The sequence below is a fragment of the Pseudomonas flavescens genome (genome assembly GCF_013408425.1).
Classification (GTDB): domain Bacteria; phylum Pseudomonadota; class Gammaproteobacteria; order Pseudomonadales; family Pseudomonadaceae; genus Aquipseudomonas; species Aquipseudomonas fulva_A.
In genome coordinates, this window is the sequence record NZ_JACBYV010000001.1 from 3,243,240 (window position 1) to 3,267,663 (window position 24,424).

22 protein-coding genes are annotated in these 24,424 nt (G+C 63.6%); 10 read left to right on the plus strand and 12 right to left on the minus strand.

All coding sequences use genetic code 11. The features are described 5' to 3' along the window. Positions 1-159 precede the first annotated feature (159 nt). The 4 genes from FHR27_RS14465 (at position 160) to FHR27_RS14480 (ending at position 5,393) form a co-directional block, all read left to right on the plus strand. Complete coding sequence (locus FHR27_RS14465) at positions 160-1,497, plus strand: imelysin family protein (RefSeq protein ID WP_179538900.1); 1,338 nt, start codon at positions 160-162, stop codon at positions 1,495-1,497. A gap of 300 nt (positions 1,498-1,797) precedes the next feature. Beyond that, on the plus strand, positions 1,798-3,216 hold the full coding sequence (locus FHR27_RS14470; RefSeq protein ID WP_179538901.1) for a di-heme oxidoreductase family protein: 1,419 nt from the start codon (positions 1,798-1,800) through the stop codon (positions 3,214-3,216). Positions 3,217-3,227: 11 nt separating this feature from the next. Beyond that, positions 3,228-4,289 carry an imelysin family protein gene (locus tag FHR27_RS14475; RefSeq protein WP_179538902.1) on the plus strand — a complete coding sequence of 354 codons (1,062 nt, stop codon included), beginning with the start codon at positions 3,228-3,230 and terminating at the stop codon, positions 4,287-4,289. A 9-nt stretch (positions 4,290-4,298) separates the two neighbouring features. Further along, complete coding sequence (locus FHR27_RS14480; protein WP_042551864.1) at positions 4,299-5,393, plus strand: DUF1513 domain-containing protein; 1,095 nt, start codon at positions 4,299-4,301, stop codon at positions 5,391-5,393. 150 nt (positions 5,394-5,543) lie between these two features. On the opposite strand, the gene FHR27_RS14485 is transcribed toward FHR27_RS14480, so the two are convergent. The 6 genes from FHR27_RS14485 to ppc all read right to left on the minus strand — a co-directional run bounded on the left by FHR27_RS14485 (position 5,544) and on the right by ppc (position 12,529). Continuing rightward, complete coding sequence (locus tag FHR27_RS14485) at positions 5,544-6,407, minus strand: DUF72 domain-containing protein (RefSeq protein ID WP_179538903.1); 864 nt, start codon at positions 6,405-6,407, stop codon at positions 5,544-5,546. Between the two features lie 71 nt (positions 6,408-6,478). Next, on the minus strand, positions 6,479-6,820 hold the full coding sequence (locus FHR27_RS14490; protein WP_042551808.1) for a hypothetical protein: 342 nt from the start codon (positions 6,818-6,820) through the stop codon (positions 6,479-6,481). A gap of 117 nt (positions 6,821-6,937) precedes the next feature. After that, positions 6,938-7,630 carry a tRNA (adenosine(37)-N6)-threonylcarbamoyltransferase complex dimerization subunit type 1 TsaB gene (tsaB, locus tag FHR27_RS14495; protein WP_042551809.1) on the minus strand — a complete coding sequence of 231 codons (693 nt, stop codon included), beginning with the start codon at positions 7,628-7,630 and terminating at the stop codon, positions 6,938-6,940. A gap of 191 nt (positions 7,631-7,821) precedes the next feature. Next, positions 7,822-8,607 (minus strand): 5'-nucleotidase, lipoprotein e(P4) family, encoded by a 786-nt coding sequence (locus FHR27_RS14500; protein WP_179538904.1) that lies wholly within the window; start codon positions 8,605-8,607, stop codon positions 7,822-7,824. Between the two features lie 293 nt (positions 8,608-8,900). Then, on the minus strand, positions 8,901-9,548 hold the full coding sequence (adk, locus tag FHR27_RS14505) for an adenylate kinase (protein WP_042551811.1): 648 nt from the start codon (positions 9,546-9,548) through the stop codon (positions 8,901-8,903). Between the two features lie 344 nt (positions 9,549-9,892). Next, complete coding sequence (ppc, locus tag FHR27_RS14510; protein WP_042551812.1) at positions 9,893-12,529, minus strand: phosphoenolpyruvate carboxylase; 2,637 nt, start codon at positions 12,527-12,529, stop codon at positions 9,893-9,895. A 182-nt stretch (positions 12,530-12,711) separates the two neighbouring features. Here ppc and FHR27_RS14515 point away from each other — a divergent pair, with 182 nt between their 5' ends. The 5 genes from FHR27_RS14515 (at position 12,712) to FHR27_RS14535 (ending at position 16,299) form a co-directional block, all read left to right on the plus strand. Continuing rightward, entirely contained in the window at positions 12,712-13,056 is a 345-nt protein-coding gene (locus tag FHR27_RS14515; RefSeq protein ID WP_042551813.1) for a hypothetical protein, read from the plus strand. Between the two features lie 251 nt (positions 13,057-13,307). After that, entirely contained in the window at positions 13,308-13,742 is a 435-nt protein-coding gene (locus FHR27_RS14520) for a DUF4398 domain-containing protein (protein ID WP_042551814.1), read from the plus strand. Positions 13,743-13,785: 43 nt separating this feature from the next. After that, positions 13,786-14,574, plus strand: a complete 789-nt coding sequence (locus FHR27_RS14525; protein ID WP_042551815.1) for an OmpA family protein — start codon at positions 13,786-13,788, stop codon at positions 14,572-14,574. Between the two features lie 470 nt (positions 14,575-15,044). Continuing rightward, positions 15,045-15,464 carry a DUF4398 domain-containing protein gene (locus tag FHR27_RS14530; RefSeq protein WP_042551816.1) on the plus strand — a complete coding sequence of 140 codons (420 nt, stop codon included), beginning with the start codon at positions 15,045-15,047 and terminating at the stop codon, positions 15,462-15,464. A 46-nt stretch (positions 15,465-15,510) separates the two neighbouring features. Continuing rightward, positions 15,511-16,299, plus strand: a complete 789-nt coding sequence (locus FHR27_RS14535; protein WP_042551817.1) for an OmpA family protein — start codon at positions 15,511-15,513, stop codon at positions 16,297-16,299. Positions 16,300-16,394: 95 nt separating this feature from the next. Here the strand turns inward: FHR27_RS14535 and FHR27_RS14540 are convergent, their stop codons facing one another. The 5 genes from FHR27_RS14540 to prfB all read right to left on the minus strand — a co-directional run bounded on the left by FHR27_RS14540 (position 16,395) and on the right by prfB (position 21,566). Further along, positions 16,395-16,715 (minus strand): hypothetical protein, encoded by a 321-nt coding sequence (locus FHR27_RS14540; RefSeq protein WP_042551818.1) that lies wholly within the window; start codon positions 16,713-16,715, stop codon positions 16,395-16,397. A 60-nt stretch (positions 16,716-16,775) separates the two neighbouring features. After that, positions 16,776-18,071, minus strand: a complete 1,296-nt coding sequence (locus tag FHR27_RS14545; RefSeq protein ID WP_042551819.1) for a flavohemoglobin expression-modulating QEGLA motif protein — start codon at positions 18,069-18,071, stop codon at positions 16,776-16,778. A gap of 130 nt (positions 18,072-18,201) precedes the next feature. Beyond that, the gene (locus FHR27_RS14550; protein WP_179538905.1) at positions 18,202-18,753 is read right to left on the minus strand and encodes a hypothetical protein; all 552 of its coding nucleotides are present in this window, start codon (positions 18,751-18,753) and stop codon (positions 18,202-18,204) included. Between the two features lie 154 nt (positions 18,754-18,907). Beyond that, positions 18,908-20,410: a lysine--tRNA ligase gene (gene lysS, locus FHR27_RS14555; protein ID WP_042551821.1), complete on the minus strand. Its 1,503-nt coding sequence runs from the start codon at positions 20,408-20,410 to the stop codon at positions 18,908-18,910. A 60-nt stretch (positions 20,411-20,470) separates the two neighbouring features. Further along, a protein-coding gene (prfB, locus tag FHR27_RS14560) for a peptide chain release factor 2 (RefSeq protein ID WP_156152626.1) occupies positions 20,471-21,566 on the minus strand; the annotation gives its coding sequence in 2 pieces (ribosomal slippage) (positions 20,471-21,493 and positions 21,495-21,566; 1,095 coding nt in all). A 163-nt stretch (positions 21,567-21,729) separates the two neighbouring features. Between prfB and FHR27_RS14565 the strand changes: the two genes are divergently transcribed. Beyond that, the gene (locus FHR27_RS14565; RefSeq protein WP_179538906.1) at positions 21,730-23,382 is read left to right on the plus strand and encodes a sensor domain-containing diguanylate cyclase; all 1,653 of its coding nucleotides are present in this window, start codon (positions 21,730-21,732) and stop codon (positions 23,380-23,382) included. Between the two features lies 1 nt (position 23,383). Here FHR27_RS14565 and FHR27_RS14570 read toward each other — a convergent pair whose 3' ends face one another. Then, positions 23,384-24,415, minus strand: coding sequence for a diguanylate cyclase domain-containing protein (locus tag FHR27_RS14570; RefSeq protein WP_042551825.1), 1,032 nt, complete (start codon positions 24,413-24,415; stop codon positions 23,384-23,386). Positions 24,416-24,424: the final 9 nt, after the last annotated feature.

The window sequence follows — 24,424 nt, forward strand, 5'->3', positions numbered from 1 at the left end:
GGCACGCGCCGCTCTGAATCGAGCCTGAGCGCGATTATCCGGGCTCGGAACGGGCAGTAGCACATCCAGCCTTTGCGTAAAATGCAAATCTTTCGCATTATGTTGCAGCTCGCGTGGACGACCACGCGCGCTCCCCATTAACACGCAAAGGATTTCGTCATGATTCGTATGCCCCTGGCCTCTGCCAGCCTGCTGACAATCGCCATTGCCCTCGCGGGCTGCGGTGAAGACAAAGCGCCTGCCAATCAAGCCGCCGCCCCGGCTCCGCAAGCGAGCACCAGCAGTGCACCAGCAGCAGCCGGCGCCTTCGACGAAGCCGCTGCGCAGGCCGTGGTCAAGCACTATGCCGACATCGCGTCGGCCGTGTTCGACGACGCCGCCAGCACCGCAAAAACGCTGCAGACCGCCATCGACGCCCTGCTCGCCACCCCCAACGAGGAAACCCTCAAGGCTGCACGCGAAGCCTGGCTGGCCGCACGCGTGCCCTACATGCAGAGCGAAGTGTTCCGCTTCGGCAACACCATCGTTGACGACTGGGAAGGCCAGGTCAACGCATGGCCGCTGGATGAAGGCCTGATCGACTACGTCGCCGCGGACTACCAGCACGCGCTGGGCAACCCGGGCGCCAGCGCCAACATCATCGCCAACACCGAGATCCAGGTCGGCGAAGACAAGCTCGACGTCACCGAAATCACCCCGGACCTGCTCGCCAGCCTGAACGAGCTGGGCGGTTCCGAAGCCAATGTCGCCACCGGCTACCACGCCATCGAATTCCTGCTCTGGGGCCAGGATCTGAACGGCACCGGCCCAGGCGCAGGCGAGCGCCCGGCTACCGACTACGTGGTCGGTGAAGGCGCCACCGGCGGCCACAACGAGCGTCGTCGTGCGTACCTGAAGGCCGCCACCGAACTGCTGGTCGCCGACCTCGACGAAATGGCTGGCCAGTGGAAAGCCGGCGTTGCCGACAACTACCGCGCCACCCTGGAAAGCGAATCGGCCGAGAACGGTCTGCGCAAGATCCTCTTCGGCATGGGCAGCCTGTCCCTCGGTGAGCTGGCCGGCGAACGCATGAAGGTCGCGCTGGAAGCCAACTCCACCGAAGACGAGCACGACTGCTTCAGCGACAACACGCACAACTCGCACTTCTACAACGGCAAGGGCATTCGCAACGTCTACCTGGGCGAGTACAAGAAGGTCGACGGCACCAGCCTGACTGGCCCGAGCCTGTCGTCGCTGGTCGCCAAGGCGGACGCCGCCGCCGACACCACCCTGAAGGCCGACCTGGAAGCCACCGAAGCCAAGCTGCAGGCCCTGGTCGACAGTGCCAACAAGGGTCAGCACTTCGACCAGTTGATCGCTGCCGACAACGCCGAAGGTCAGCAACTGGTGCGCGACGCCATTGCCGCCCTGGTCAAGCAGACCGGTGCCATCGAGCAGGCGGCTGGCAAACTGGGCATCAGCGATCTGAACCCGGATACCGCCGACCACGAGTTCTGATTCCAGAACCTCAGGCGTAGACCAGGCCGATGCGACTCACCTCGCATCGGCCTTTTTCGTTTCTGCGCCGGATACCATCAAGATAGGGGCACCTCTAAAAACGTTGGCGAGGAGGTCCGTGCAAGGCAAGAACAGGCGAAAGAGCGGAATTTACGAGGGTAAATGCATTTTCAGCCGGTTTTTAACGCAGCGATGACAACGCAGGTAGTTTTGAGCGCTGCACATGCAAATCCATCTTATTTAAAGCTGCATAGGCTGCTAAGATTCCCGCCCTTGATTTTCCTGTCACGGACTCTGTCGATGCCTGCGCCATCCGGTCGTTTGCTGCCATTGTTGGGCCTGGCCCTCAGCCTGGCGGCGTGTGACCAGTCCCCGCGCTTCACCGAAGCAGAGCCTGGCGAAGCGCTTTCCGGCGGCACGGCCACGGTATCGCGCAGCGACCACAACGCGTTCTCCCTGCCCTCCGCCAACCTCAAGGCCGAACGTCGTCTGGATTTCAGCGTGGGCAACAGTTTCTTCCGCAACCCCTGGGTGATCGCGCCGTCCACCACCACCGCCCGGGACGGTCTCGGCCCACTGTTCAACACCAATGCGTGCCAGAACTGCCACATCCGCGATGGCCGTGGTCACCCTCCCGAGCCCGGCAGCGTCAACGCCGTATCGATGCTGGTGCGCCTGTCGATTCCTGCCGACAGCGCGGACGAGTGGATCATCGAGCGCCAGGGGGTGCTGCCGGAACCGAAGTACGGCGCGCAGTTGCAGGACATGGCCAATCCCGGCGTAGCGCCCGAAGGCAAGGTGCGCGTCGAGTACAGCACCCACAGCGTGCAGTTCGACGACGGCTACAGCATCGAGCTGCGCAAGCCGCAGCTGAACATCAGCCAGCTCGGCTACGGGCCGATGCATCCGGACACGCAGTTTTCGGCCCGGGTCGCCCCACCGATGATCGGCCTCGGCCTGCTCGAGGCGATTGCACAGGAGGCCATCCTGGCCAACGCCGACCCCGAGGATCGCGATGGTGACGGCATCGCCGGGCAGCCCAACTGGGTGTGGGACGATGTGCAAAAGAAAACCGTGCTCGGCCGTTTCGGCTGGAAGGCCGGGCAGCCGAGCCTGAATCAGCAGAACGCCCACGCCTTCGCCCACGACATGGGCCTGACCAGCAACGTCGTGCCGCACGACCAGTGCACCGATGCGCAAGCCGCCTGCCGCGAGGCGGCCCACGGTGGCGAACCGGAGGTCAGCGACAACATCATGAAGATGGTGCTGTTCTACACCCGCAACCTCGCCGTGCCAGCTCGTCGCAAGTCCGAAGACGCCCAGGTGCTGGCAGGCAAGACCCTGTTCCATCGCGCTGGCTGCCAGAGCTGCCACACGCCAAGCTTCGTGACTGCCGCCGATGCGGCCGAGCTGGAGCTGGCCAACCAGACCATTCGCCCCTACACCGACCTGCTGCTCCACGACATGGGCGAGGGCCTTGCCGATGGTCGCAGCGAATTCCGCGCCAGCGGTCGGCAATGGCGCACCGCGCCGTTGTGGGGCATCGGCCTGACCGAGACGATCAGCGGCCACACCCAGTTCCTGCACGACGGTCGCGCTCGCAACCTGCTCGAAGCGATTGCCTGGCACGGTGGCGAAGCCGAAGCCGCCAAACGCCAGGTGCTGACATTTTCCAGCGAGGAGCGCGCCGCGCTTCTGGCCTTTCTGAACTCACTGTAAAGGAGCCGCGCATGATCCGTTCTCCGCTGACCATCGCCCTGCTGGGCGTGACTCTGGCCGCCTGTTCACCTGCCGATCCGCAGGCCACGGTCAGTGCCGCGCTGGCCGAAGGCGTACTGCTGCCCGCGCACATCACGTGGAAGGAAGCCGATAGCAGCCTGGCCAGCAGCGCCAGGTCGTTCTGCGCAGGCAATGAAGATCTGCCTGCCGCTCGCCAGGCGTTCCTTACCGCGCAGAGTGCCTGGGCCAGCCTGCAGCCGCTGGCCGTAGGGCCGCTTGCCGAAGGCAATCGCGCCTGGCAGGTGCAGTTCTGGCCGGACAAGAAGAACCTGGTGGCCCGCCAGGTTCAGGCGCTGGTCAACGGCAAGCCGCAGTTGAACGCCGCCGACCTGGAGAAAGCCAGCGTCGTCGTCCAGGGGCTTACCGCCTACGAGTACCTGATCTTCGATGCGGAGATCGATCTGCAGAATGCCGAACAGAAGGCGCGCTACTGCCCGCTGCTGGTGGCCATCGGCGAGCATCAGCAGGCCCTGGCGGACACCGTGCTGACGCAGTGGCAGGACCAGGCCGGTGCACTCAGCCAGTACAAGACCTTTCCCAACGAGCGCTATGCCGAAGCCGGTGAGGCCATCTCCGATCTGCTGCGCACCCAGGTCAGCGCCATCGATGGCCTGAAGAAGAAACTCGGCGCGCCGCTGGGCCGCCAGAGCAAGGGCGTACCGCAGCCCTACCAGGCGGAAGCCTGGCGCAGTCAGGCCAGCCTGGCCAACCTCGGCGCTGCCCTGAGCGGTGCCGAGCAACTCTGGCGCGGCGCCAAGGACGACGGTATCCAGGCCCTGCTGGGCAGCGATCAGGATGCGCTCAAGCAGCGTATCGATGCCGCCTACGCCGATACCCGGCAGCAGCTCGCCGGCCTGCAACGCCCACTGGGTGAACTGCTGGCTGACGAGGCCGGACGGCAGAGCCTCAATGCCTTCTACGACAGCCTCAATGTGCTGCACCGCTTGCACGAAGGCGAGCTGGCACGGGCGCTGGGCATCCAACTGGGCTTCAATGCCCACGACGGAGACTGACTCATGGCGATCAAACGCAGAGCCTTTCTTGGCTTGAGTGCCGCGGTACTCGCTGCCGGTGCCGTGGGCGGCTGGAAGCTGAGCCACAACGGCGGCCAGCCCCTGCTGCTCTCGGCACGCAACGACGAAGGTGGCAAGCACTACGCGGTCGGTTATCGGCTCGACGGCCAGCGGGCATTCGCCACGCAGGTCAGCGAGCGCTGCCACGACGTGGTGCCCCACCCGAACCTGCCCATGGCGCTGTTCGTCGGGCGCCGACCGAGCACCGAGAGCTATCTGGTCGACACCCGCGACGGACGCTTGCTGCAGACCCTGCACAGCGAGCAGGACCGGCATTTCTACGGCCACGCGGTATTCCACAAGGACGGCGAATGGCTGTACGCCACCGAGAACGATACCCGCGACCCCGGTCGCGGCGTACTTGGCGCCTACCGCCTGGAAGGCGAGCGCCTGCTACGCCGCGACGAACTGTCGACCCACGGCCTGGGCCCGCATCAGGTGCTGTGGATGCCGGATGGCGAAACCCTGGTGGTGGCCAACGGCGGCATCCGCACCGAGGCGGAAAGCCGGGTGGAAATGAACCTCGATGCCATGGAAGCCAGCCTGGTGCTGATGGCCCGCGACGGCACCCTGCAGAGCAAGGAGCAGTTGCCCGAGCAGATGAACAGCGTGCGCCACCTGGCCGTGGCCAGCGACGGCACCATCGTCAGCGGCCAGCAGTACATGGGCGACGCCATGGACGCTGTGCCGCTGGTGGCGATCAAGCGTCCGGGCCAGCCGTTCCAGCACTTCCCGATGGCCGATGCGCAACGCCAGATGATGAACCAGTACACCGCCAGCGTGGCGGTGCACAGCGACCTGCGCCTGCTGGCGATGACCGCCCCCAGAGGCAACCGCCTGTTCATCTGGGATCTGGACAGCGGCGCAGTACGCCTGGATGCCTCGCTACCCGATTGCGCGGGGGTCGGCGCGGTGGAAAATGGCTTCGTGGTCAGCGCCGGCATTGGCCGCTGCCGGCTGTACGACTGCCGCAGCGAACGCATCGCCATGCAGCCCCTGGAACTCCCGGCAGGGCTCTGGGACAACCACCTGCGCCTGGCCTGACGGGCCAGTGGCCTTTGACAGTGGTGGGCTTCAGCCCACCAGCCCACGCCAGCTATCCTCCGACAAGCGGTCAAGATCCTGGCCTGGCGTCCTGACAGGCGCTCCCACGCAGAGCCTGAGGAACGATCGACAAGCTGCTTCCACGCTTTCTCAAAGCAGGCCGAGCTGTTCGGCGCGAGGGGCTTTGTCGGTGTATGGGGGGAGCGGCGGCAAGCCCGGCAGGCGTTCGCTCAACGACTGGTGAAAGCGTAGCGCCTGGGCGGCAGCGAGGTGGTTGTCCGGGGTGTGCAGGAATACATAGGGCGTCAGACCGTCTTCGATCCAGGCCGCGACCTTGTCCAGCCAGGGCTCGAGAAAGGGCTGGTTGGCATCCAGATCCGGACCGCCGATGAAGCGCACCTGGGGGCTGTCGCTGAACGCCGCCGGGCGAATCGGCAGGCGGGGTTTCTTCGATTGCGCATGCAACACCGCCGGGTCGCTGGAGCGGCAACTGAACAGCGCACGGGAATCCAGGCAAATGCGCTCGACACCCCGTTCGTGCAGCAGCCGATTGAGGGCGCGCTCTTCGTCACCCTTGTCGAAGAACGCCGGGTGGCGGACTTCGACGGCCAGCCGACGCTGCGAGAACGCATCCAGCCACACCGCCAGCTCGTTCAGTCGAGAAGGCCCGAACATGGCCGGCAGCTGCAGCCACAGCGGCGCCACTCTATCTCCCAGCGGCGCCAGGAGTTCGAGAAACGCCTGGGTGCCGTCGAGCTGATCACGCAGATCCCCCTCGTGGCTGATGTCCTTGTGCACCTTGGCGCAGAAGCGGAAGTGCTCGGGCATGCGCTGTACCCAGCGAACCAGCTTGTCCTGATCAGGGCGGGCATAGAACGTGGTATTGCCTTCCACCGCATTGAAGACGCGGCAGTAGTGTTCGAGGCTGTCAGCCAGATTGAGGTCGGCCGGATAGAAACTGCCGCGCCAGGCGGTCTCGTTCCAGGAAGGGCAACCGAGGAAATAGGGAAGCATGGCAAATCGCTGACGAGTCAAAGGCCGCTATTGTGCCCTGTGTACGGCCAGAGGTGCAGATCGGAAGTCGATCAGGCGTACAGATCGAGACCCAACACCTGCTGGGCATCCACGTCACGGGCATAGGCCTCGGTGCTGCTGTAGCTGGCGATGGCCTGAGCGGCGCGATTGCTCATGGCTGGCTGGTAGGTCACGTCCAGCGAGCGCACCGGGAAGTTGTCGGTGCTGGAGTTGGTCTGCTGCACGCGACGAATTTGCGGGGTCTGCTCGAAGCCCTGAGTAGCGGCGGTGGTTGCCGGTTGCTCGCGCTTTACTTCCTCTTCCCGGTTCGCCTCACGATAGGGCGTGACCGCAGTCCCCGAGCGGGGGCCACGATCCGGTGAGTAGGGCGCGATGTTACCGTCGATACGCATCAGTGAAGGCTCGGCAGAAAGACGTGCGGAAGTGCTGGCAATTTAGCTGCACCACACGGCCTTGGCAATGCATGGCGGGAAGTTGACGACAAAAGGACGGCTCGTCCGTCGGCAAATTCAGAATCCAGCCGGTGGCGGCATCTTGGGAGTGGCCACCTTGTCACGCAGATAGATCGGCTGCGCCTGGTCGGCAACCACCGCCTCACCCCGCGCCCAGGCGAAACGCGCCAGGCTCAGCAGGTCCTCGGCGTGGGGCAGCATGTCATCATCCCTGGCAGCAACCTGTGCGGCAATGCGCGGCGCAAAGGTGCCCCAGCCGGTACCGGCACCGAACCACTCGCCTGCCGCCTCGCTCGGCAGCAGCGCCTGCTCCGGCGCCAGCACGGCCTCGTGACCGACCAGCCGCATCTCGCCCTGCTCGGCGCGGTAACAGCCCCAATAGACCTCATCCATGCGCGCATCGATGGCCGCAGCGACCTGGCTGGCCCCGTGCTCACGAAGCGCGCGTTGCGCCAGCACCGCCAGGTTGGACACCGGCAGCACCGGGCGATCGAGCGCGAACGCCAGCCCCTGAACCACGCCGATGGCGATGCGCACACCGGTGAAGGCACCTGGGCCACGACCGAAGGCGATGGCATCCAGCGCCGACAGTGCGACGCCCTGCTCGCCCAGCAGCGCCTTGATCATCGGCAACAGCCGTTGAGCGTGCATACGCGGGATCACCTCGTAGTGACTCGTCACTCGACCATCGTGCAGCAGGGCGACGGAACAGGCTTCGGTGGCGGTATCGAGGGCCAGCAGAGTGGTCATGGTGATCTGTAGAGGTGGCTGAGCGGGCGGGCATTAAAACGGTTTGATGCGTTTTTTTCCAGCACAGCGGGGCAAACGGCAGGTCCTGCGGCCCATGAGGCGGTGCAACTGAGTGCTACACCACCACGACGATGCCCTGGATGGGCACCGGCAAGCAGCGGGTCAGCCCGCGAGCGGACGGGCTGGCTCGCTTACCACTTCTCGATGACGGGCTTGGCGTCCCAGCCCTTCAGGGGCTCTTTCGACCAGGTGCCATAGCCGGAATTGGGGAACACGATCCACTCGGTGCCCCATTTAGCGGACTCTGCCTCGGCGGTCGCGCGCTGCTCCGCCACCGGCGTCTTGCGGAAACGTGCATCGAAGTCATGCAGGGTGTCACCGAGCAGCATCACGATGCGGTAGTCCTTGGCGACCAGCGCTCGGCGCTCGACCTTGGGCGGTCCGAGCAGCAGCACGCTTTCTGCGCTGACCTGCGGCAGGTCGAGCTTCTTCAGGGCCTTGAGGGTGTAGTCCTTCTGCTCTTGCGAGCGATCCGATACATAGCGGATGGCGACGCCCAGCTTGTCAGCGTGCTCGAGGAATTTCTTGGCACCCGGGATCAATACCGGATTGCCGTCGCGCTCCCAAGGCAGCCAGGTGTCCCAGCCGTCGTAGGTGTGGCAATTGGCAAGGTCACGGGCCAGCAGCGCCGAGTTGTCGATGATGGTTTCATCCACATCGGAAACGATGGCGAGCTTCGAAGGATCTTCCGCCGCAGCCACCGCTGCATCCAGCTTCTCGGTGGCGATGTTGTAAGCCTGCATCTGCAGGGCGCGAACTTCCGCTGATTGCTGCTGATAACGCAACGCCATGGTGAACTGGTCAACCGGGCACTCGCCCTTTTTTTCCGGGGCGTCGTCGGCGAATGCGACGGATGCGCTCAATGCCGAAGCCACGATGGCGATGGGCAAGCAGACGAATCTTCTGTTCTTGGTCATGGAATGCACTCTGATGGGGTGGTTGATGTAAAGCCGCCTTCCTCGAAGCTGTTTCGTGACGGTCGATGAAACCAGCACAGCAGCGCGGATTTCCTGCGCTGCTCAGCCGGGAACGATGGGGCATGCCGAAGGTGGCGGCCTGACGCCCGAAAGGCGCGGACCGTACCGATACTAGATAGCCAGGCGCTCGATCCGCGCTCCAGGAACGACACTGGCTTAACCCGCCAAGCCATCGGCATGCCCAGAAACGACAACGGCCCGCAAGCGGGCCGTTGATATCCGGTAAACAGGGCTCAGCTGAGCGCTGCCAGGACCTTGGAGGTGATCTGCTCGACGGAGCCGACGCCGGCGATGGCGCTGTATTTCGGCGTGCCTTCGGCAGCCGAAAGCTTCTGGTAGAAATCCACCAGGGGCTTGGTCTGCGAATGGTAGACCGACAGGCGATGACGCACGGTGGCTTCCTTGTCGTCGTCGCGCTGGATCAGATCTTCACCGGTTTCGTCATCCTTGCCAGCGACTTTCGGCGGGTTGTGCTCGGTGTGGTACACGCGACCGGAGTTCGGGTGTACGCGGCGACCGGCGATGCGGCCGACGATTTCCTCGTCATCGACGGCAATTTCGACCACGTGATCGATCTGCACGCCAGCGTCCTTGAGGGCCTGAGCCTGAGGGATGGTGCGCGGGAAGCCGTCGAACAGGAAGCCATTGGCGCAATCGGGTTGAGCGATGCGCTCCTTGACCAGGTTGATGATCAGCTCATCGGAGACCAGGCCACCGGCATCCATCACGCTTTTCGCGGCCAGACCCAGTTCAGTGCCTGCCTTGACCGCTGCCCGCAGCATGTCACCGGTGGAGATCTGTGGAATCGAGAATTTCTTGGTAATGAAACCAGCCTGAGTACCTTTGCCGGCACCGGGCGCCCCCAACAGAATCACGCGCATCGATGTGCTCCTCAAGTTCTTGGTAGTGATGGTGGACTCGCCTCGTGGGGCCAATCTCAGAAGGTTTCGGCAGGCCGGCCAGGGGCCGAACTGCCAGAAGGTCGATCAAGATACACAGCGCCCCAATGCCGCACAAGCCATCGAAAGTCGCAGACAAATGCGACCGGGGCCTCATTTCCAGACGACGCCTCGCAGCTTGCATCATATTTTCGCGGCGCCGCCATACAACCAAGGTCAAAGCCGAACAGAATTTCCCCAAAAACTGCCACAGAGGACAATCTTCCCAGCTTTTACCGGCAATTTCCGCCTATCGGCGCAGCAATCACCCGCTGCGCCCGATGCCCTCAACCGGTATTGCGCAAACCGGCGGCGATACCCGCCACGCTGACCAGCAATGCCTGTTCCAGAGGGCTTCCCGCCTCCTGCTCGCGCTGCCGCGAGCGGGCCAGCAGCTCGGCTTGCAGCAGGTGCAATGGATCCAGATAGGTATTGCGTACGGTGATGAACTCCAGCGTCTCCGGGCTGTGGGCAAGCAACTGCGACTGCCCGGTGAGACCCAGCACGACACCACCCGCCTGCGACAATAGGTCGCGTAAATGCGCACCCAATGGGTGCAGTTCGGCACTGACCAGACGCTCGTCATACAGCCTGGCGATCGACTCGTCAGCCTTGGCGAGCACCATTTCCAGCATGTCGATGCGCGTGCGGAAGAACGGCCAGTGTTCGCGCATGTCGCGCAGCAACTCGCCCTCGCCGCGCTCCAGCGCTCCGCTCAGGGCGGCCTCCCAGCCCAGCCAGGCCGGCAGCATCAGGCGGGTCTGCGTCCAGGCGAAAATCCAGGGGATTGCCCGCAGGCTTTCCACCCCGCCCTCGCGCCGCTTGGCCGGCCTGCTGCCCAGCGGCAGGCGGCCAAGCTCCTGCTCCGGCGTCGCCTGGCGAAAGTACTCGACGAACTGCGGATGCTCGCGCACCACGCCGCGGTAGGCGACCACGCCGTCGGAAGAAAGCCTGTCCATCTGCGCGCGCCAGGCTGGCTCGGGCGCGGGCGGCGGCAGCAGGGTCGCCTCCAGCACGGCGGCCAGGTAGAGATTGAGGTTCTGCTCGGCGATGTCCGGCATGCCGAACTTGAAGCGGATCATCTCGCCCTGCTCGGTGGTGCGGAAACGCCCGTTCACCGAGCCCGGTGGTTGCGACAGGATCGCCTCGTGGGCGGGACCACCACCGCGGCCCACGGTGCCACCGCGGCCATGGAACAGCAGCAGCTCGACCTGATGCTGACGACAGATCTCCACCAGACTTTCCTGGGCACGGTACTGCGCCCAGGCGGCAGCGGTGGTCCCGGCATCCTTGGCGGAGTCGGAGTAGCCGATCATCACTTCCTGCGGGCCGTGCAAGCTGGCTCGATAGCCCGGCAGCCCCAGCAATTGCTCGATGGCGACCGCTGCGTTATCCAGATCGGCCAGGGTTTCGAACAGCGGCACCACACGCATCGGCCTGCGCAGCCCGGCTTCCTTGAGCAGCAGCTGTACCGCGAGCACATCGGAGGCGGTTCCCGCCATGGAGATGACGTAGGAACCGAGAGACGCCGCGGGCGCGGCCGCGACCTCACGACAGGTCGCCAGCACTTCGGCGGTCTCGCCTGCGGGACGGAAGTCCGCGGGCAATAGCGGACGACGGCTGTTCAGCTCGGTCTGCAGAAAGTGCAGACGCTGTTCTTCATCCCATTCCTGATAACGGCCAAGGCCCAGATAATCGGTGATCTCACCCAGCGCGGCGGCATGGCGAGTGGCGTCCTGGCGAACGTCCAGGCGCACCAGGAACAGGCCGAAGGTTTTCACCCGACGCAGGAAGTCGAGCAGCGGGCCGTCGGCGATGACGCCCATGCCGCACTCGTGCAGCGAGCGGTAGCAAAGATGCAGTGGGTCGTAGAGGTCGCTGTTGTCCTGCAACACGGCGGCAGGCGGGCTGACCGGACCGGCGAGCGACTCGTGAGCCCAGGTCCGGGTGGCGCGCAAGCGCTCGCGGAGCTGCTTGAGCAGCGCCCGGTAGGGCTCGGCACTGTCGCCACTGCGCGCGCGCAACTCATCGCTGGCCTGCTGCATGGAAAGCTCGGCGGCCAGGCTGTCGATGTCACGCAGATACAGATCGGCGGCCATCCAGCGGGCCAGCAACAGAACCTCGCGGGTCACCTTGGCCGTCACGTTGGGGTTGCCATCCCGATCGCCGCCCATCCACGAGGCGAATCGGATCGGCGCGGCCTCCAGCGGCAGACGGAACCCGGTTTCCCGCAGCAGTGCCTGGTCAGCCTTGCGCAGCACGGTCGGCAGGGCGTACCACAGCGAGTTTTCGATTACCGCGAAGCCCCATTTGGCCTCGTCCACCGGGGTCGGGCGCACGCGACGGATTTCCTCGGTGTGCCAGGCCTCGGCGATCAGCCGCTGCAGGCGGCTGGAAATCGCGTCGCGCTCCCCTGCGGACAGGTCGCGGTGATCCTGCTCCGCCAGCTGCGCGGCGATGGCATCGTATTTCTGAATCAGGGTGCGCCTGGCGACTTCGGTCGGGTGCGCGGTGAGCACCAATTCGATATCCAGCCGACCGACCTGCCGGGCCAGGGCTTCGCGATCATGCCCACCGGCACGCAGACGCTGCAGCAGCTCGTCCAGTATGCGGTTCTCGAAGGGCTGCGCCTCGCCGGCATCACGTCGGCGCACGCGGTGATACTGCTCGGCGATGTTGGCCAGGTTCAGAAACTGGTTGAAGGCACGGGCGACCGGCAGCAATTCGTCGTCGTGCAGTTGGTCGAGGGTATCGCTCAGCTGTCGAGCCCCGTCCGCCGAACCCTGGCGCGCAGCCTTGGCGCCCTTGCGGATGCGCTCGATCTTGTCGAGGAAAGCATCGCCGTGCTGCTCGCGGATGGTGGTGCCGAGCAACTCGCCAAGCTGGTGAACGTCCTCGCGTAGACGTGCGTCGATTTGCGTCATACCGGTGTGCCTCCGCCGCTGCGTGAACCTGCAGATTGGCCCAGCCTGGCACTGCCTGACAAGCAGCCCTTCGACCAAAGCAGCAGAACGAAGCGCCGATACGCGCCGCCACAGGCGTCAATCGGAACGCAGCCGGAGGGCTCAGGTCTGTAACAGAGAACCCGCCCCACCTCGAGGTACCTATGAAGATCCGCGAACTCGTCCAGCAATGGGAACAGAACGCAACCGGCCGCCTGGTCAGTACGCCTTACCAGGTGCATCTGGATGTGGAGTCGGCCGCGCGCCTGGCGGCACTCGGCCACATGTACCCGAAACGGCGCCCTGAAGAGCTGATCGCCGAGCTGCTCGGTGCCGCTCTGGAAGACCTCGAAGCCAGCCTGCCCTACGTTCAGGGCACTCACGTGGTCGCCACGGACGAAGAAGGCAACCCGGTCTATGAAGACGTCGGCCCTACCCCGCGTTTTCTGGAGCTGGCTCGCCACTACCTGCATGAAATGAATGCCGAAGCCGAGCGAAGCGAGCCCTGATCGAGAACCGCGGCCCTGTCGCCAGATGCCGCGCAAAGCGCCGAGTGGCGCGGCTTTCGACATTTTTCTGGCGACGCGATCCTGGCAACGTGCACTTTTTTGCTGAACGTTTCCTGACTCAGCCAACTCACAGGGTTATGCCGTAATGACCACTGGTCGCCGGAGAAAAACTAACTCAGCCGCTATCGCTCCTGAGTTTCCGGACGGCAGGTGACCATCGTGGAAACCGACTGTTTGCCAGGAATTTACCAATGGAGTTGCACACCATGACCACTAAAACTGCCCCAAACGCTCGTACCAAACTAGCCGGCTGGAAAGTTGCGGCACTGGCTATCGGCAGCAGCTTGCTGCTCGTCGGTTGCGCAGGCACTCCGCCCAGTGAGCAACTGGCTGTGACCAAGTCGGCCGTCAACGAAGCCGTGAGCTCCGGCGGTACCGAATTCGCCGCGGTCGAAACCAAGTCTGCCCAGGACAAACTGAAGCAGGCCGAGCTGGAAGTCATCGAGAAGAACTACGAAGAAGCCAAACGCCTGGCCGAACAAGCCGAGTGGGACGCACGCGTAGCCGTGCGTAAAACCCAGGCAGCCAAGGCTGACAAGGCACTGAAGGATGCCCAGCAGGGTATCGAGGAACTGCGTCAGGAAGGTCTGCGCAGCGCTCAGCCGGCTCCGACCCAAGGTCAGTAACGGCTTCGTCAGACTTCGCCAATTGAATAAAGGATGAACGATCATGCGTAAACAAGTGATGATTCCAGCCCTGCTGGCTCTGAGCGTTGGCCTCGCTGCCTGCTCCACCCAACCGAACGTGAACCTCGAGCAGGCGCGTAGCGGCTATTCCACGCTGCAGACCGACCCGCAAGCGGTGAAGGTCGCGGCACTGGAAACCAAGGATGCCGGTGAAGCGCTGGAAAAAGCCGAGCGCGCTTTCCGCGAGAAAGAAGACGAGAAGAAGGTCGACCAGCTTTCCTACCTGGCCAACCAGCGCATCGAAGTGGCGCGTCAGACCATCGCACTGCGCACCACCGAAGCGAGCCTCGAGCAGACGGGCGCCCAACGTGCCCAGGCCCGCCTGGAAGCCCGTGACGCGCAGATCAAGCAACTGCAGAACAGCCTCAACGCCAAGCAGACCGAACGCGGCACTCTGGTCACCTTCGGCGACGTACTGTTCGACCTGAACCGTGCCGAGCTCAAGCCAGGCGGCTTCGCCAACATCGCCAAGCTCGCCCAGTTCCTGCAGGAAAACCCGGATCGCAAGGTAATCGTCGAAGGCTACACCGACAGCACCGGTTCGGCTGACTACAACCAGGGCCTGTCCGAGCGTCGCGCCAACTCCGTACGTGCCGCACTGGTACGTCAGGGCGTAGGTCCGGAGCGCATCGTCGCTCAGGGCTATGGCAAGGAATACCCGGTTGCCAGCAACGCCGACTCTGCCGGCCGCGCTCAGAACCGTCGTGTGGAAGTGACCATTTCCAACGACAACAAGCCGGTTGCTCCTCGCTCGTCCGTAAGCAGCAACTAAGTAGCTGCTGTTGCACCAGAACCCCGCTTCGGCGGGGTTCTGTCGTTTCAGGGGCAGCCGGCACGCGCCCCTGGCGACATCTTTGCGCCTTGTAGCTCCGGCAAATGGGATCCTGATTGCCAACCTCGCCACACGCCCGTAACCCTGCCCCCGCACGACCAATCGCCCAGCCCTCGAACCCGCGTTTACCACCCGCGACTCACGCCTTCCGTGCCTCCTTCGCCGCGCGACCCGCGAACCTCGCTCGACAGCGCCGAGCAGACTCCAGGCACCCGAAAATACCGCTCATCGGAGCAAACAACCACTAATCGGTGAAAACGACCGTTCGTCATGCAATAATGCCCGCTGGTCGACGGACGAACGGTAGCTGCTCGCAGCTATCGGCCTCCGCGGCCCATTTCGATGCGGCAGGTAAACCATCATGGAAATCGACTACCTGCCAGGAAACTACCTATGGAGTTGCATACACCATGAGCACCAAGACTGCTTCAAAAGCGCGCACTCAACTGGCGGGCTGGAAAGCCGCGACACTGGCCGTCGGCAGCGCCCTGATTCTCGCTGGCTGTGCAGGCACCCCGCCCAGCGAGCAACTGGCGGTGACCAAGTCTGCCGTCAATGAAGCCGTGAGCTCTGGCGGAACAGAATTCGCCGCAGTGGAAACCCGCTCCGCCCAGGACAAGCTGAAGCAGGCCGAGCAGAAGGTTTACGAAAAGAAATTCGAGGAAGCCAAACGGCTGGCAGAGCAGGCCGAGTGGGATGCACGCCTGGCGGTTCGCAAGACCCAGGCGGCGAAGGCAGAGAAAGCACTGAAGGATGCCCAACAAGGCATCGAAGAACTGCGTCAGGAAGGCCTGCGCGGCTTCCAGAGCACTCCTGCCCAAGGCCAGTAACAGGTCTGTCGAACAGACCTCGCTAATCGTTAAAGGATGACCAAACATGCGTAATCAACTGATGATCCCCGCCCTGCTGGCCCTGAGCGTCGGCCTGGCAGCCTGCTCGACGAAGCCCAACGTCAATCTGGAACAGGCGCGCAGCAACTTCTCGACCCTGCAAAGCGATCCCAAGGCGATCAAGGTAGCCGCCCTGGAGACCAAGGACGCCGGCGAATTCCTGGAAAAAGCCGAGAAGGCCTATCGTGAAAAGGAAGACCAGAAGATCGTCGATCAGCTGTCTTACCTGGCCAACCAGCGTGTCGAAGTGGCGCGCCAGACCATCGCCCTGCGTACCACCGAGCAGGACCTGCAAAAGACCGCCGCACAGCGCACTCAGGCACGCCTGGAAGCCCGTGAAGCGCAAATCAAGCAATTGCAGAGCAGCCTGAACGGCAAGAAAACCGAACGCGGCACGCTGGTCACCTTTGGTGACGTGCTGTTCGACGTTGGCCGCGCCGAGCTCAAGGCCGGAGGCCTGCACAACATCAACCAACTGGCCGAGTTCCTGCGTGACAATCCCGGCCGCAAGGTTCTGGTCGAAGGCTACACCGACAGCACCGGTTCGGAAGCCCTGAATCTCGACCTGTCGGATCGCCGCGCCAACGCCGTACGCACCGCACTGGTACGCATGGGCGTGGGCCCGGAGCGAATCGTCGCCCAGGGCTACGGCAAGGAATACCCGGTCGCCAGCAATGCCAGCGCCTCTGGCCGTGCCATGAACCGCCGCGTGGAAGTGACCATTTCCAACGACAACAAAGCCGTCGCCCCCCGCTCGTCCTTCCGCAGCTACTAAGCGCAGGCCGAACGAAAGCGAACCCCGCCACGGCGGGGTTCGTCATTTCTGGCTCCGCGAATCTGCGTACAGGGGCGCCCTGCGTCGCCCAGCCCCTAACGATCCGGCGGCATGTCATCGACCATGCAACGCACGGCCTGCCTGCGGTTATCGACCAGTACCCCGCTGAGCCCCTTCTGCTTGAGATCGAACAGCACCAGCACGCCATCGATGCATTGGGCAACCTGGTCGGCTGCCTTCAGCGACACCTTGTAGTCCTCGCCAGGAACGGTCTTGAGCATGGTGAATTCGGACAGCAGCAAGGCATCCTCAGGCTTGGCGAAGTGCAGATAGCCATAGTAGCCGAGCACCATGACAGTGCCGGCGATGCTGCCGATGGCGGTGAGAATCAGGGGAATGGGATTGCGCTCGCTCATAAACCTCTCAGTTGAAGACAAGCTCGTACGGTACGCCCCGGAAAACCGCAGCGGCTGCCCCTAGAGAATGTTGGCGTAGTCGGCTTCGATGCGGTCCAGGCTCAGGTGGTTGAGGAAGTTGGAGAAGCACATCCAGGCCGACAGCGAATTGAGATCACGAAACTGCTGCGGCAGGTACTTGGGGGGGCTCACCAGGCCTTCATCGACCAGTTGACGTAGCGTACGCATATCTTCGAGCGTGGTCTTGCCACAGAACAATAAAGGGATCTGTTCCAGCTTGCCTTTGCGCACGGCGAGCTGAATGTAGTTGTAGATCATGATGAACCCCTTCAGGTAGGACAGATCCTTGGTGAAGGGCAAACCGTTCGGAGCGGAGCCCCGGAACGCGCGACCGGCGTTGCTGTAGCTGTCTTCCAGGCTGAACCCCTGCTCACGGTAGAAATCGCAGACCTGCAGGAAATCCGCGCCCTGCTCGGCCATGTGAATGGCGCGGGTGCGGTTGGTGAGTTTGCGCAGGCGACTGGGGTAGGAGGCGAAGGCGATCACTTCCATGAGGATGGCCAGGCCTTCCTGAGTGACCGTCGACGAGGGTGGCCCCTTGGCCAGGAAGGTGCAGACAGGCTGGTTCTGGCCATTGAGCGTGGTTGCCACGTGCACCAGGCCTTCGTGTACTTCCAGTGCCTTGACGTCGCGTTCGTTGAACATCGCATCGGCGCGGATCTTGATGTAATCGGCACCGGCCGCGGCGTCAGCGAGAATGCCGTCGGACTCGAACACGCGAATGGTGCTGTCGCTCTCGCCGAACACCAGATTCAGCCGGCTCTGCAGCAGCGCGACGGCGTCCTTGGCAGTCAGCGTCTTGGGCTCGTCCTTGAGGTCGCCGCGGCTGTCGATGTTGTTCAGGTAGCCGGAAAACATCAGCCCCAGATCGGCCAGCGTCGGATCACCGGCATGGAAGGCGTCGGACGCCGCGCCGTACAGCTCCTGGGAAATCAACCCGAAATCCGAGGTACCACGGGCTTCCAGCATGCGGATGACCATGCGGTACTCGCGGCACATGCGGCGCATGATCTGCCCCACCGGATTGAACTGGCCGAGCTGGCGGGTGATGTCGCGCTCGATGTTCTGGAACTCCAGCTTCTTGGCGGCCGGATCGAAGGCCAGCGGTCGGCTGTCGTAGTAGCCACGGTCTATCGCCGGCAGCTCCCTGCCCTTGTGCTTGAGAAAGGTCTGGCGGATGGAGTCGTCCCATTTCACCGCATCGAGTACACGGATCGGCGTCTGCGCCTCGACGATACGATCGGACAGCGCGCGCACGACCAGCTGGTAACCGTCGAGTCCTGTGTGGCTGTTCATGGCAATCCTCTTTGCGTTGCTGAAAGTGCCGAATCGACCCGCAGAGCCTGGTCACGACCTTGCCGGACAGCCTCATGCGAGCGTTTTTTCAGCGTTCCAGGGCCGGCGTGCAGCAGATCGTGAGAAGCACTCACGGCCCGGTTCGCTGATAGCGCGCCACCTCGACGAACACATCGGAGTTGGCCGGATCGTTGAGGTACGCGAACACCTGTTCCAGGCCGCTGGAGACCAGTACCCCATCGCCCTGCGGCATCGCCACGGTGCTGCCCTTGAGCTCACCGTTGTCGATGGCCTGGAGGATACGTTCGACGTCGAGGTTGAACAGCACCAGCTCATTGTTGTGGGTCAACTCGAAGCCGCCGATGGCGAAATTCGCGCCCATGCGCTTGGGCACCCCCGCCGACAGGTACCAGCGTCGGCCGTGGTGGGCGACGGTAAAGCTGTAGCTCTGCAGGCTGGCGACGTTGTCGATGCTGTCGGTGTAGGCATCGGCCTTGTAGAGATTGGAGCCCGAACGGCTGATGTCCAGAAAGCGCAGCTCGCCCCACTCGTCGGTGCGTGACCAGGTACCAAGCAGGGGAATCGGCGCTGCTTCGTTGGCCGGGATCGGCTCCTTGAAGGTCACCAGGCAACCGCTCAACAACAGAAACGACAGCACCACCAGTGCACGCCAGGCTTTCATCATGCTCTCCTTGAAACGATCGTGGGACCGCCACGCGCTGATAGTCCATTCCCTCGACGCAGCGCGTCAAGCGTCCAAACCAGTTGTCCATCAACAGGATAGGCGCTGAATCACAGGTAATAAAAAGCCGCCCGAAGGCGGCTCTGGCAAACCCTTAGAGTTCCTGGCGCATGTGCGGGAACAGGATGACGTCGCGGATCGACGGCGAGTTGGTCAACAACATCACCAGGCGATCGATACCGATGCCTTCACCGGCAGTGGGCGGCATGCCGTATTCGAGGGCGCGAACGAAGTCGGCATCGAAATGCATGGCCTCGTCATCGCCTGCGTCCTTGTCGGCCACCTGCTGCTGGAAGCGCTCGGCCTGGTCTTGCGCATCGTTCAACTCGGAGTAGGCGTTGGCGATCTCGCGGCCACCGATGAACAGCTCGAAACGGTCGGTCACGCTCGGATCATCGTCGCTGCGACGGGCCAATGGCGAGACTTCGAACGGATAACGGGTAATGAAGTGCGGCTGCTCCAGCTTGTGCTCGACCAGTTCCTCGAAAATCATCACCTGCAGCTTGCCCAGGCCTTCGAAACCGAGCACCTTGGCGCCGGCTTTCTTGGCGATCGCGCGCGCCTTGTCCACGTCTTGCAGGTCGGCGGCGGTGATATCCGGGTTGTACTTGAGAATCGAGTCGAACACCGACAGGCGCACGAACGGCTCACCGAAGTGGAACACCTTGTCGCCGTATGGCACGTCGGTGGTGCCGAGCACGCTCTGCGCCAGCTCGCGGAACAGCTCCTCGGTCAGGTCCATGTTGTCTTCGTAATCGGCATAGGCCTGGTAGAACTCGAGCATGGTGAACTCGGGGTTGTGCCGGGTCGAAACGCCTTCGTTACGGAAGTTGCGGTTGATCTCGAACACCTTCTCAAACCCGCCAACGACGAGCCGCTTGAGGTACAGCTCCGGCGCGATGCGCAGGAACATGGCCATGTCGAGGGCGTTGTGGTGGGTTTCGAAAGGCTTGGCCGCAGCGCCGCCGGGAATGGTCTGCAGCATCGGCGTTTCCACTTCGAGGAAGTTGCGCTCGGCGAGGAAACGACGGATGTGGGCGATCACCTGGGAGCGCACGCGGAAAGTTTCGCGCACGTCTTCGTTGACGATCAGGTCGACGTAGCGCTGGCGATAGCGCTGCTCGGTATCGGTCAGGCCGTGGTGCTTGTCCGGCAGCGGACGCAGCGACTTGGTCAGCAGGCGCACGTCGGTCATTTCCACGTACAGGTCGCCCTTGCCGCTGCGGGCCAGGGTGCCAACGGCGGCGATGATGTCGCCCATGTCCCAGCTCTTCACCGCTGCCAGGGTTTCTTCGGGCAGGGTCTTGCGGTTGACGTAGACCTGAATGCGCCCGCTCATGTCCTGAATGACCATGAAGGAGCCACGGTTGAGCATGATGCGACCGGCAACCTTGACCGGAATGGCAGCGGCTTCGAGCTCTTCCTTGGTCTTGTCGACGTACCGTTTCTGCAGGTCGGCGCAGAGGTTGTCACGACGGAAGTCGTTGGGGAAGGCGTTGCCCTGCTCACGGATGGCAGCAAGCTTTTCCTTGCGCTGGGCAATCAGCTTGTTCTCTTCCTGTTGCAGTTGCTGCTGGTCGGGTTGTTGGTCGCTCATGTTCGTCGGGATTCCATCACGGGGTAGTCGCCGCCCCCACCGGGGCGGAACCAAAAGGTATTACAGGCCTTGTTTCAAGCTGGCTTCGAGGTACTGATCGAGGTCGCCATCGAGAACCTTCTGGCAGTCGCTGCGCTCGACGCCGGTACGCAGGTCCTTGATGCGCGAGTCATCGAGCACGTAGGAGCGGATCTGGTGACCCCAGCCAATATCGGACTTGGTGTCTTCCAGCGCCTGGGAAGCCGCGTTGCGCTTCTGCATTTCCTGCTCGTACAACCGGGCCCGCAGCATTTTCATGGCGGTGTCCTTGTTGGCGTGCTGGGAACGTTCGTTCTGACACGCCACCACGGTGTTGGTCGGCACGTGAGTGATACGTACCGCCGAGTCGGTGGTGTTGACGTGCTGACCACCCGCACCGGAGGAGCGGTAGGTGTCGATACGCAAGTCGGCCGGGTTGATCTCGATCTCGACCTTGTCGTCGATCTCGGGCGACACGAACACCGCCGAGAACGAGGTGTGGCGACGGGCGCCGGAGTCGAACGGACTCTTGCGCACCAGGCGGTGGACACCGATTTCGGTGCGCAGCCAGCCAAAAGCGTACTCGCCCTTGATGTGCACGGTGGCGCCCTTGATACCGGCGACTTCGCCTTCGGACAGTTCGACGATCTCGGCGCTGAAACCGCGCTTGTCGGCCCAACGCAGGTACATGCGCAGCAGGATGTTGGCCCAGTCCTGCGCCTCGGTTCCGCCGGAACCGGCCTGGATATCCAGGTAGCAGTTGTTCGGGTCCATCTCGTGGCTGAACATGCGGCGGAATTCCAGCTTCTCGAGGATTTCGCGCAGGCGTTCGATTTCTGCGGCGACGTCGTCGACGGCGCTCTGGTCGTCTTCTTCGACGGCCATGTCGAGCAGGTCGCGGGAATCGGCCAGGCTGCCGGTCAGGTCGTCGATGGTCTCGACGATCAGCGCCAGCGTGGCACGCTCACGGCCGAGGTTCTGGGCGTATTCCGGCTTGTTCCAGACGTTCGGGTCTTCGAGTTCGCGGTTTACTTCGACGAGACGATCATGCTTGTGATCGTAGTCAAAGATACCCCCGAATGGTCTGGGTGCGCTCGGACAGGTCCTTGATGCTGTTAAGGATCGGGTTGATTTCCATGGCTGGCGGCACTCACAGGTAAAACTTCGGAAAAGCCGACGAGTATACCCGAGTCGCGGTTCTCTGGCAGCACGCCTGGCGTTATCAATCACCCTGCGACGGACCGACGGCCATCTATACTCGAGAGGCTGCCCATCGAGCCGTTGAAGGATCATCGCGCACCATGTTTCGTGCCCAAAGCCTGCGTAGCCGTCTAGCCCTGTCGATCGCCCTGCTGGTGAGTCTGCTGAGTTGGCTGCTTGGCAGCCTGATCAGCCAGGATTCCGCCCAGCGCATTCGCGAGGACGTGGGTCGGGATCTGGCCGAGGTGTCGCACATGATGATCGACCGCCTCGACCGCGACATGCAGAGCCGCGCCAGCATGTTGCAGGTCATCGGCAGCCTTCGCGTACTGCGCCAGCCGGCTGACATCGACGATGTACGCCGCCTGCTGGACCACCTGCAGGGCGAATTCCCCAGCATCGCCTGGATCGGTTTCACCGACACCCGGGGCACGGTGCTGGCCTCCAGCAACCGTGTGCTGGAAGGCGCCAGCATTGCTCAGCGCCCGGTATTCCTGGAGGGTAGCAAGGGCCTGTTCATTGGTGACGTGCACGAGGCCGTGCTGCTGGCCAAGCTGCTGCCCAACCCGACGGGCGAAGCGATGAAGTTCGTGGATATCAGCCTGCCGGTGCATGCGGCGGACGGCAGCCTGGTCGGCGTGCTGGCGTCGCACCTGTCGTGGTCATGGGCCGACGAGGTACGCCAGGCGATCCTCAAACCCATCGAGGAGCGTCGGCAGATCGAGTTCTTCGTGGTCGGTCGCGACCGCACCCTGCTGCTGGCCCCCACGGAAATGATCGGCCAGCGCCTGCACCTTCCCGCCATGCAGGACCTGCCGGGCAACACTACCCACTGGGCCGTTCAGCAATGGCCGGACGGCAAGCAGTACCTGACCGGCCTGGCGCTCAGCCAGGGCTACCTCGACTATCAGGGCCTGGGCTGGACGGTGGTCGCCCGCCAGTCACTGGCGCAGGCCGATGCACCGGTACAGGCCATCCACACCAGCATCGTGCTCTGGGGCGGCGTCCTGGCAGTGCTGTTCGCAGCCTGTGGCTGGCTGCTGGCGACCTACGTCACCCGGCCACTGCGCAGCATCGCCAAGGCAGCGGATCGTCTCGCCAATGGCGAAATCATCGTGATCCCTGAAGTCGACAGCCCGCGGGAAGTCGCCCAGCTCAGCCACTCCATCCGCCATCTGGTGGAAAGCCTGACCCATCAGCACGCCGAGCTCGGTGCCCTGGACAACCGTGCCCATCATGACCCGCTGACCGGCCTGCCGAACCGCGCGGCACTGGCCAGGTACCTGCCGCGGGCAGAGCAGCGTAGCCAGGGAACGCCCTGCGGGCTGGCGGTGCTGTATCTGGACCTGGACGGTTTCAAGCCGGTCAACGATCGCCACGGCCATGCGGTTGGCGACCGGGTGCTGCGTGAGTCGGCCTCGCGTATGCGCGGCTGCCTGCGTGCCGGGGATCTGGTGGTGCGCCTGGGGGGCGACGAGTTCCTGATGATCCTCCAGGTACCGCTCGATGAAGCGGCCGGACAGGCCCGCCAGGTGGCCGAGCGAGCTATTCAGACGCTGGGGGCGGTGATCGAGTGGGAGGGCCGAGAATTGCAGATCGGCTGCAGCATCGGTGGCGCGCTATGGCCGCAGGATCACGCCAGCCTGGAACAGGTCGTGGAACTGGCGGACCAGGCCCTGTATCGCGCCAAGCAGAGCGGCCGCGGTCGTGCGGTATTTCATGGCGAGCCGCAGATCGACAACTCGCCCGTCTGATTCAGGCCAGGGAGCTGGTGTCGTTCACCAGACCGACCTGATCGCGACCCGCCTGCTTGGCCATGTAAAGGCCGCGGTCCGCCAGATTGACCAGTTGCAGGGAGGTCTGACCGGCGCGCGGCACCAGGGTAGCGACGCCGAGACTGGTCGTCAGCACCGAACCAGGTTCGGGCTTGTCGTGGGGAATGCCCAGGTCGGTGACGGCCCGACGAACCTTTTCGGCGAGCAGCCGCGCTCCGCCCGCAGAGGTGCTCGGCAGCACCATGGCGAACTCTTCGCCGCCATAGCGGGCAGGCATGTCGGTGGAGCGGCTGCAGCAGCCGCGCAAGGCTCCGGCAACGCGGCGCAGGGCGTCGTCACCGGCGACATGCCCAAAGCTGTCGTTGAAGCTCTTGAAGAAATCGACGTCGATCATCAACAGTGACATCGGCGTCTGCTCACGCAGGGCGCGGCGCCATTCCATTTCCAGATATTCGTCGAAGTGCCGGCGGTTGGACAGCCCGGTCAGGCCATCGGAGTTCATCAGGCGCTGCAGCACCAGATTGGTTTCCAGCAACTGCTGCTGGCTTTCACGCAACGCACGGTAAGCCTCATCGCGCTGCTGCAGCGCGGTGTAGGAACGCGAGTGATAGCGAATGCGCGCCACCAGTTCGATGGTGTCCGGCAGCTTGACCAGATAATCGTTGGCACCGGAGGCGAAAGCGGTGCTCTTGACGGTCGCGTCGTCCTTGGTCGACAGCACGATGATCGGCACGTCGCGCAGCGAAGGCCGCGCACGGTAGGCGCCCAGCAGCGTCAGCCCATCGACACCGGGCATCACCAGATCCTGAAGGATCACCGTCGGCCGCAGCTGTTCGGCCACCGCGACGGCCTGAGTGGGGTCGGAGCAGTAATGAAAGTCGATGCCGCCCTCGCCCAACAGCTCGCGGCGCACGGCCTCGCCGATCATCGCCTGATCGTCGACGAGCAGCACCATGACCGCGCCTTCCTTGGGTGAGCCGAGTTCTTCCGTGGAATGTGGGGGGGCTTGCATGTTGGTCTC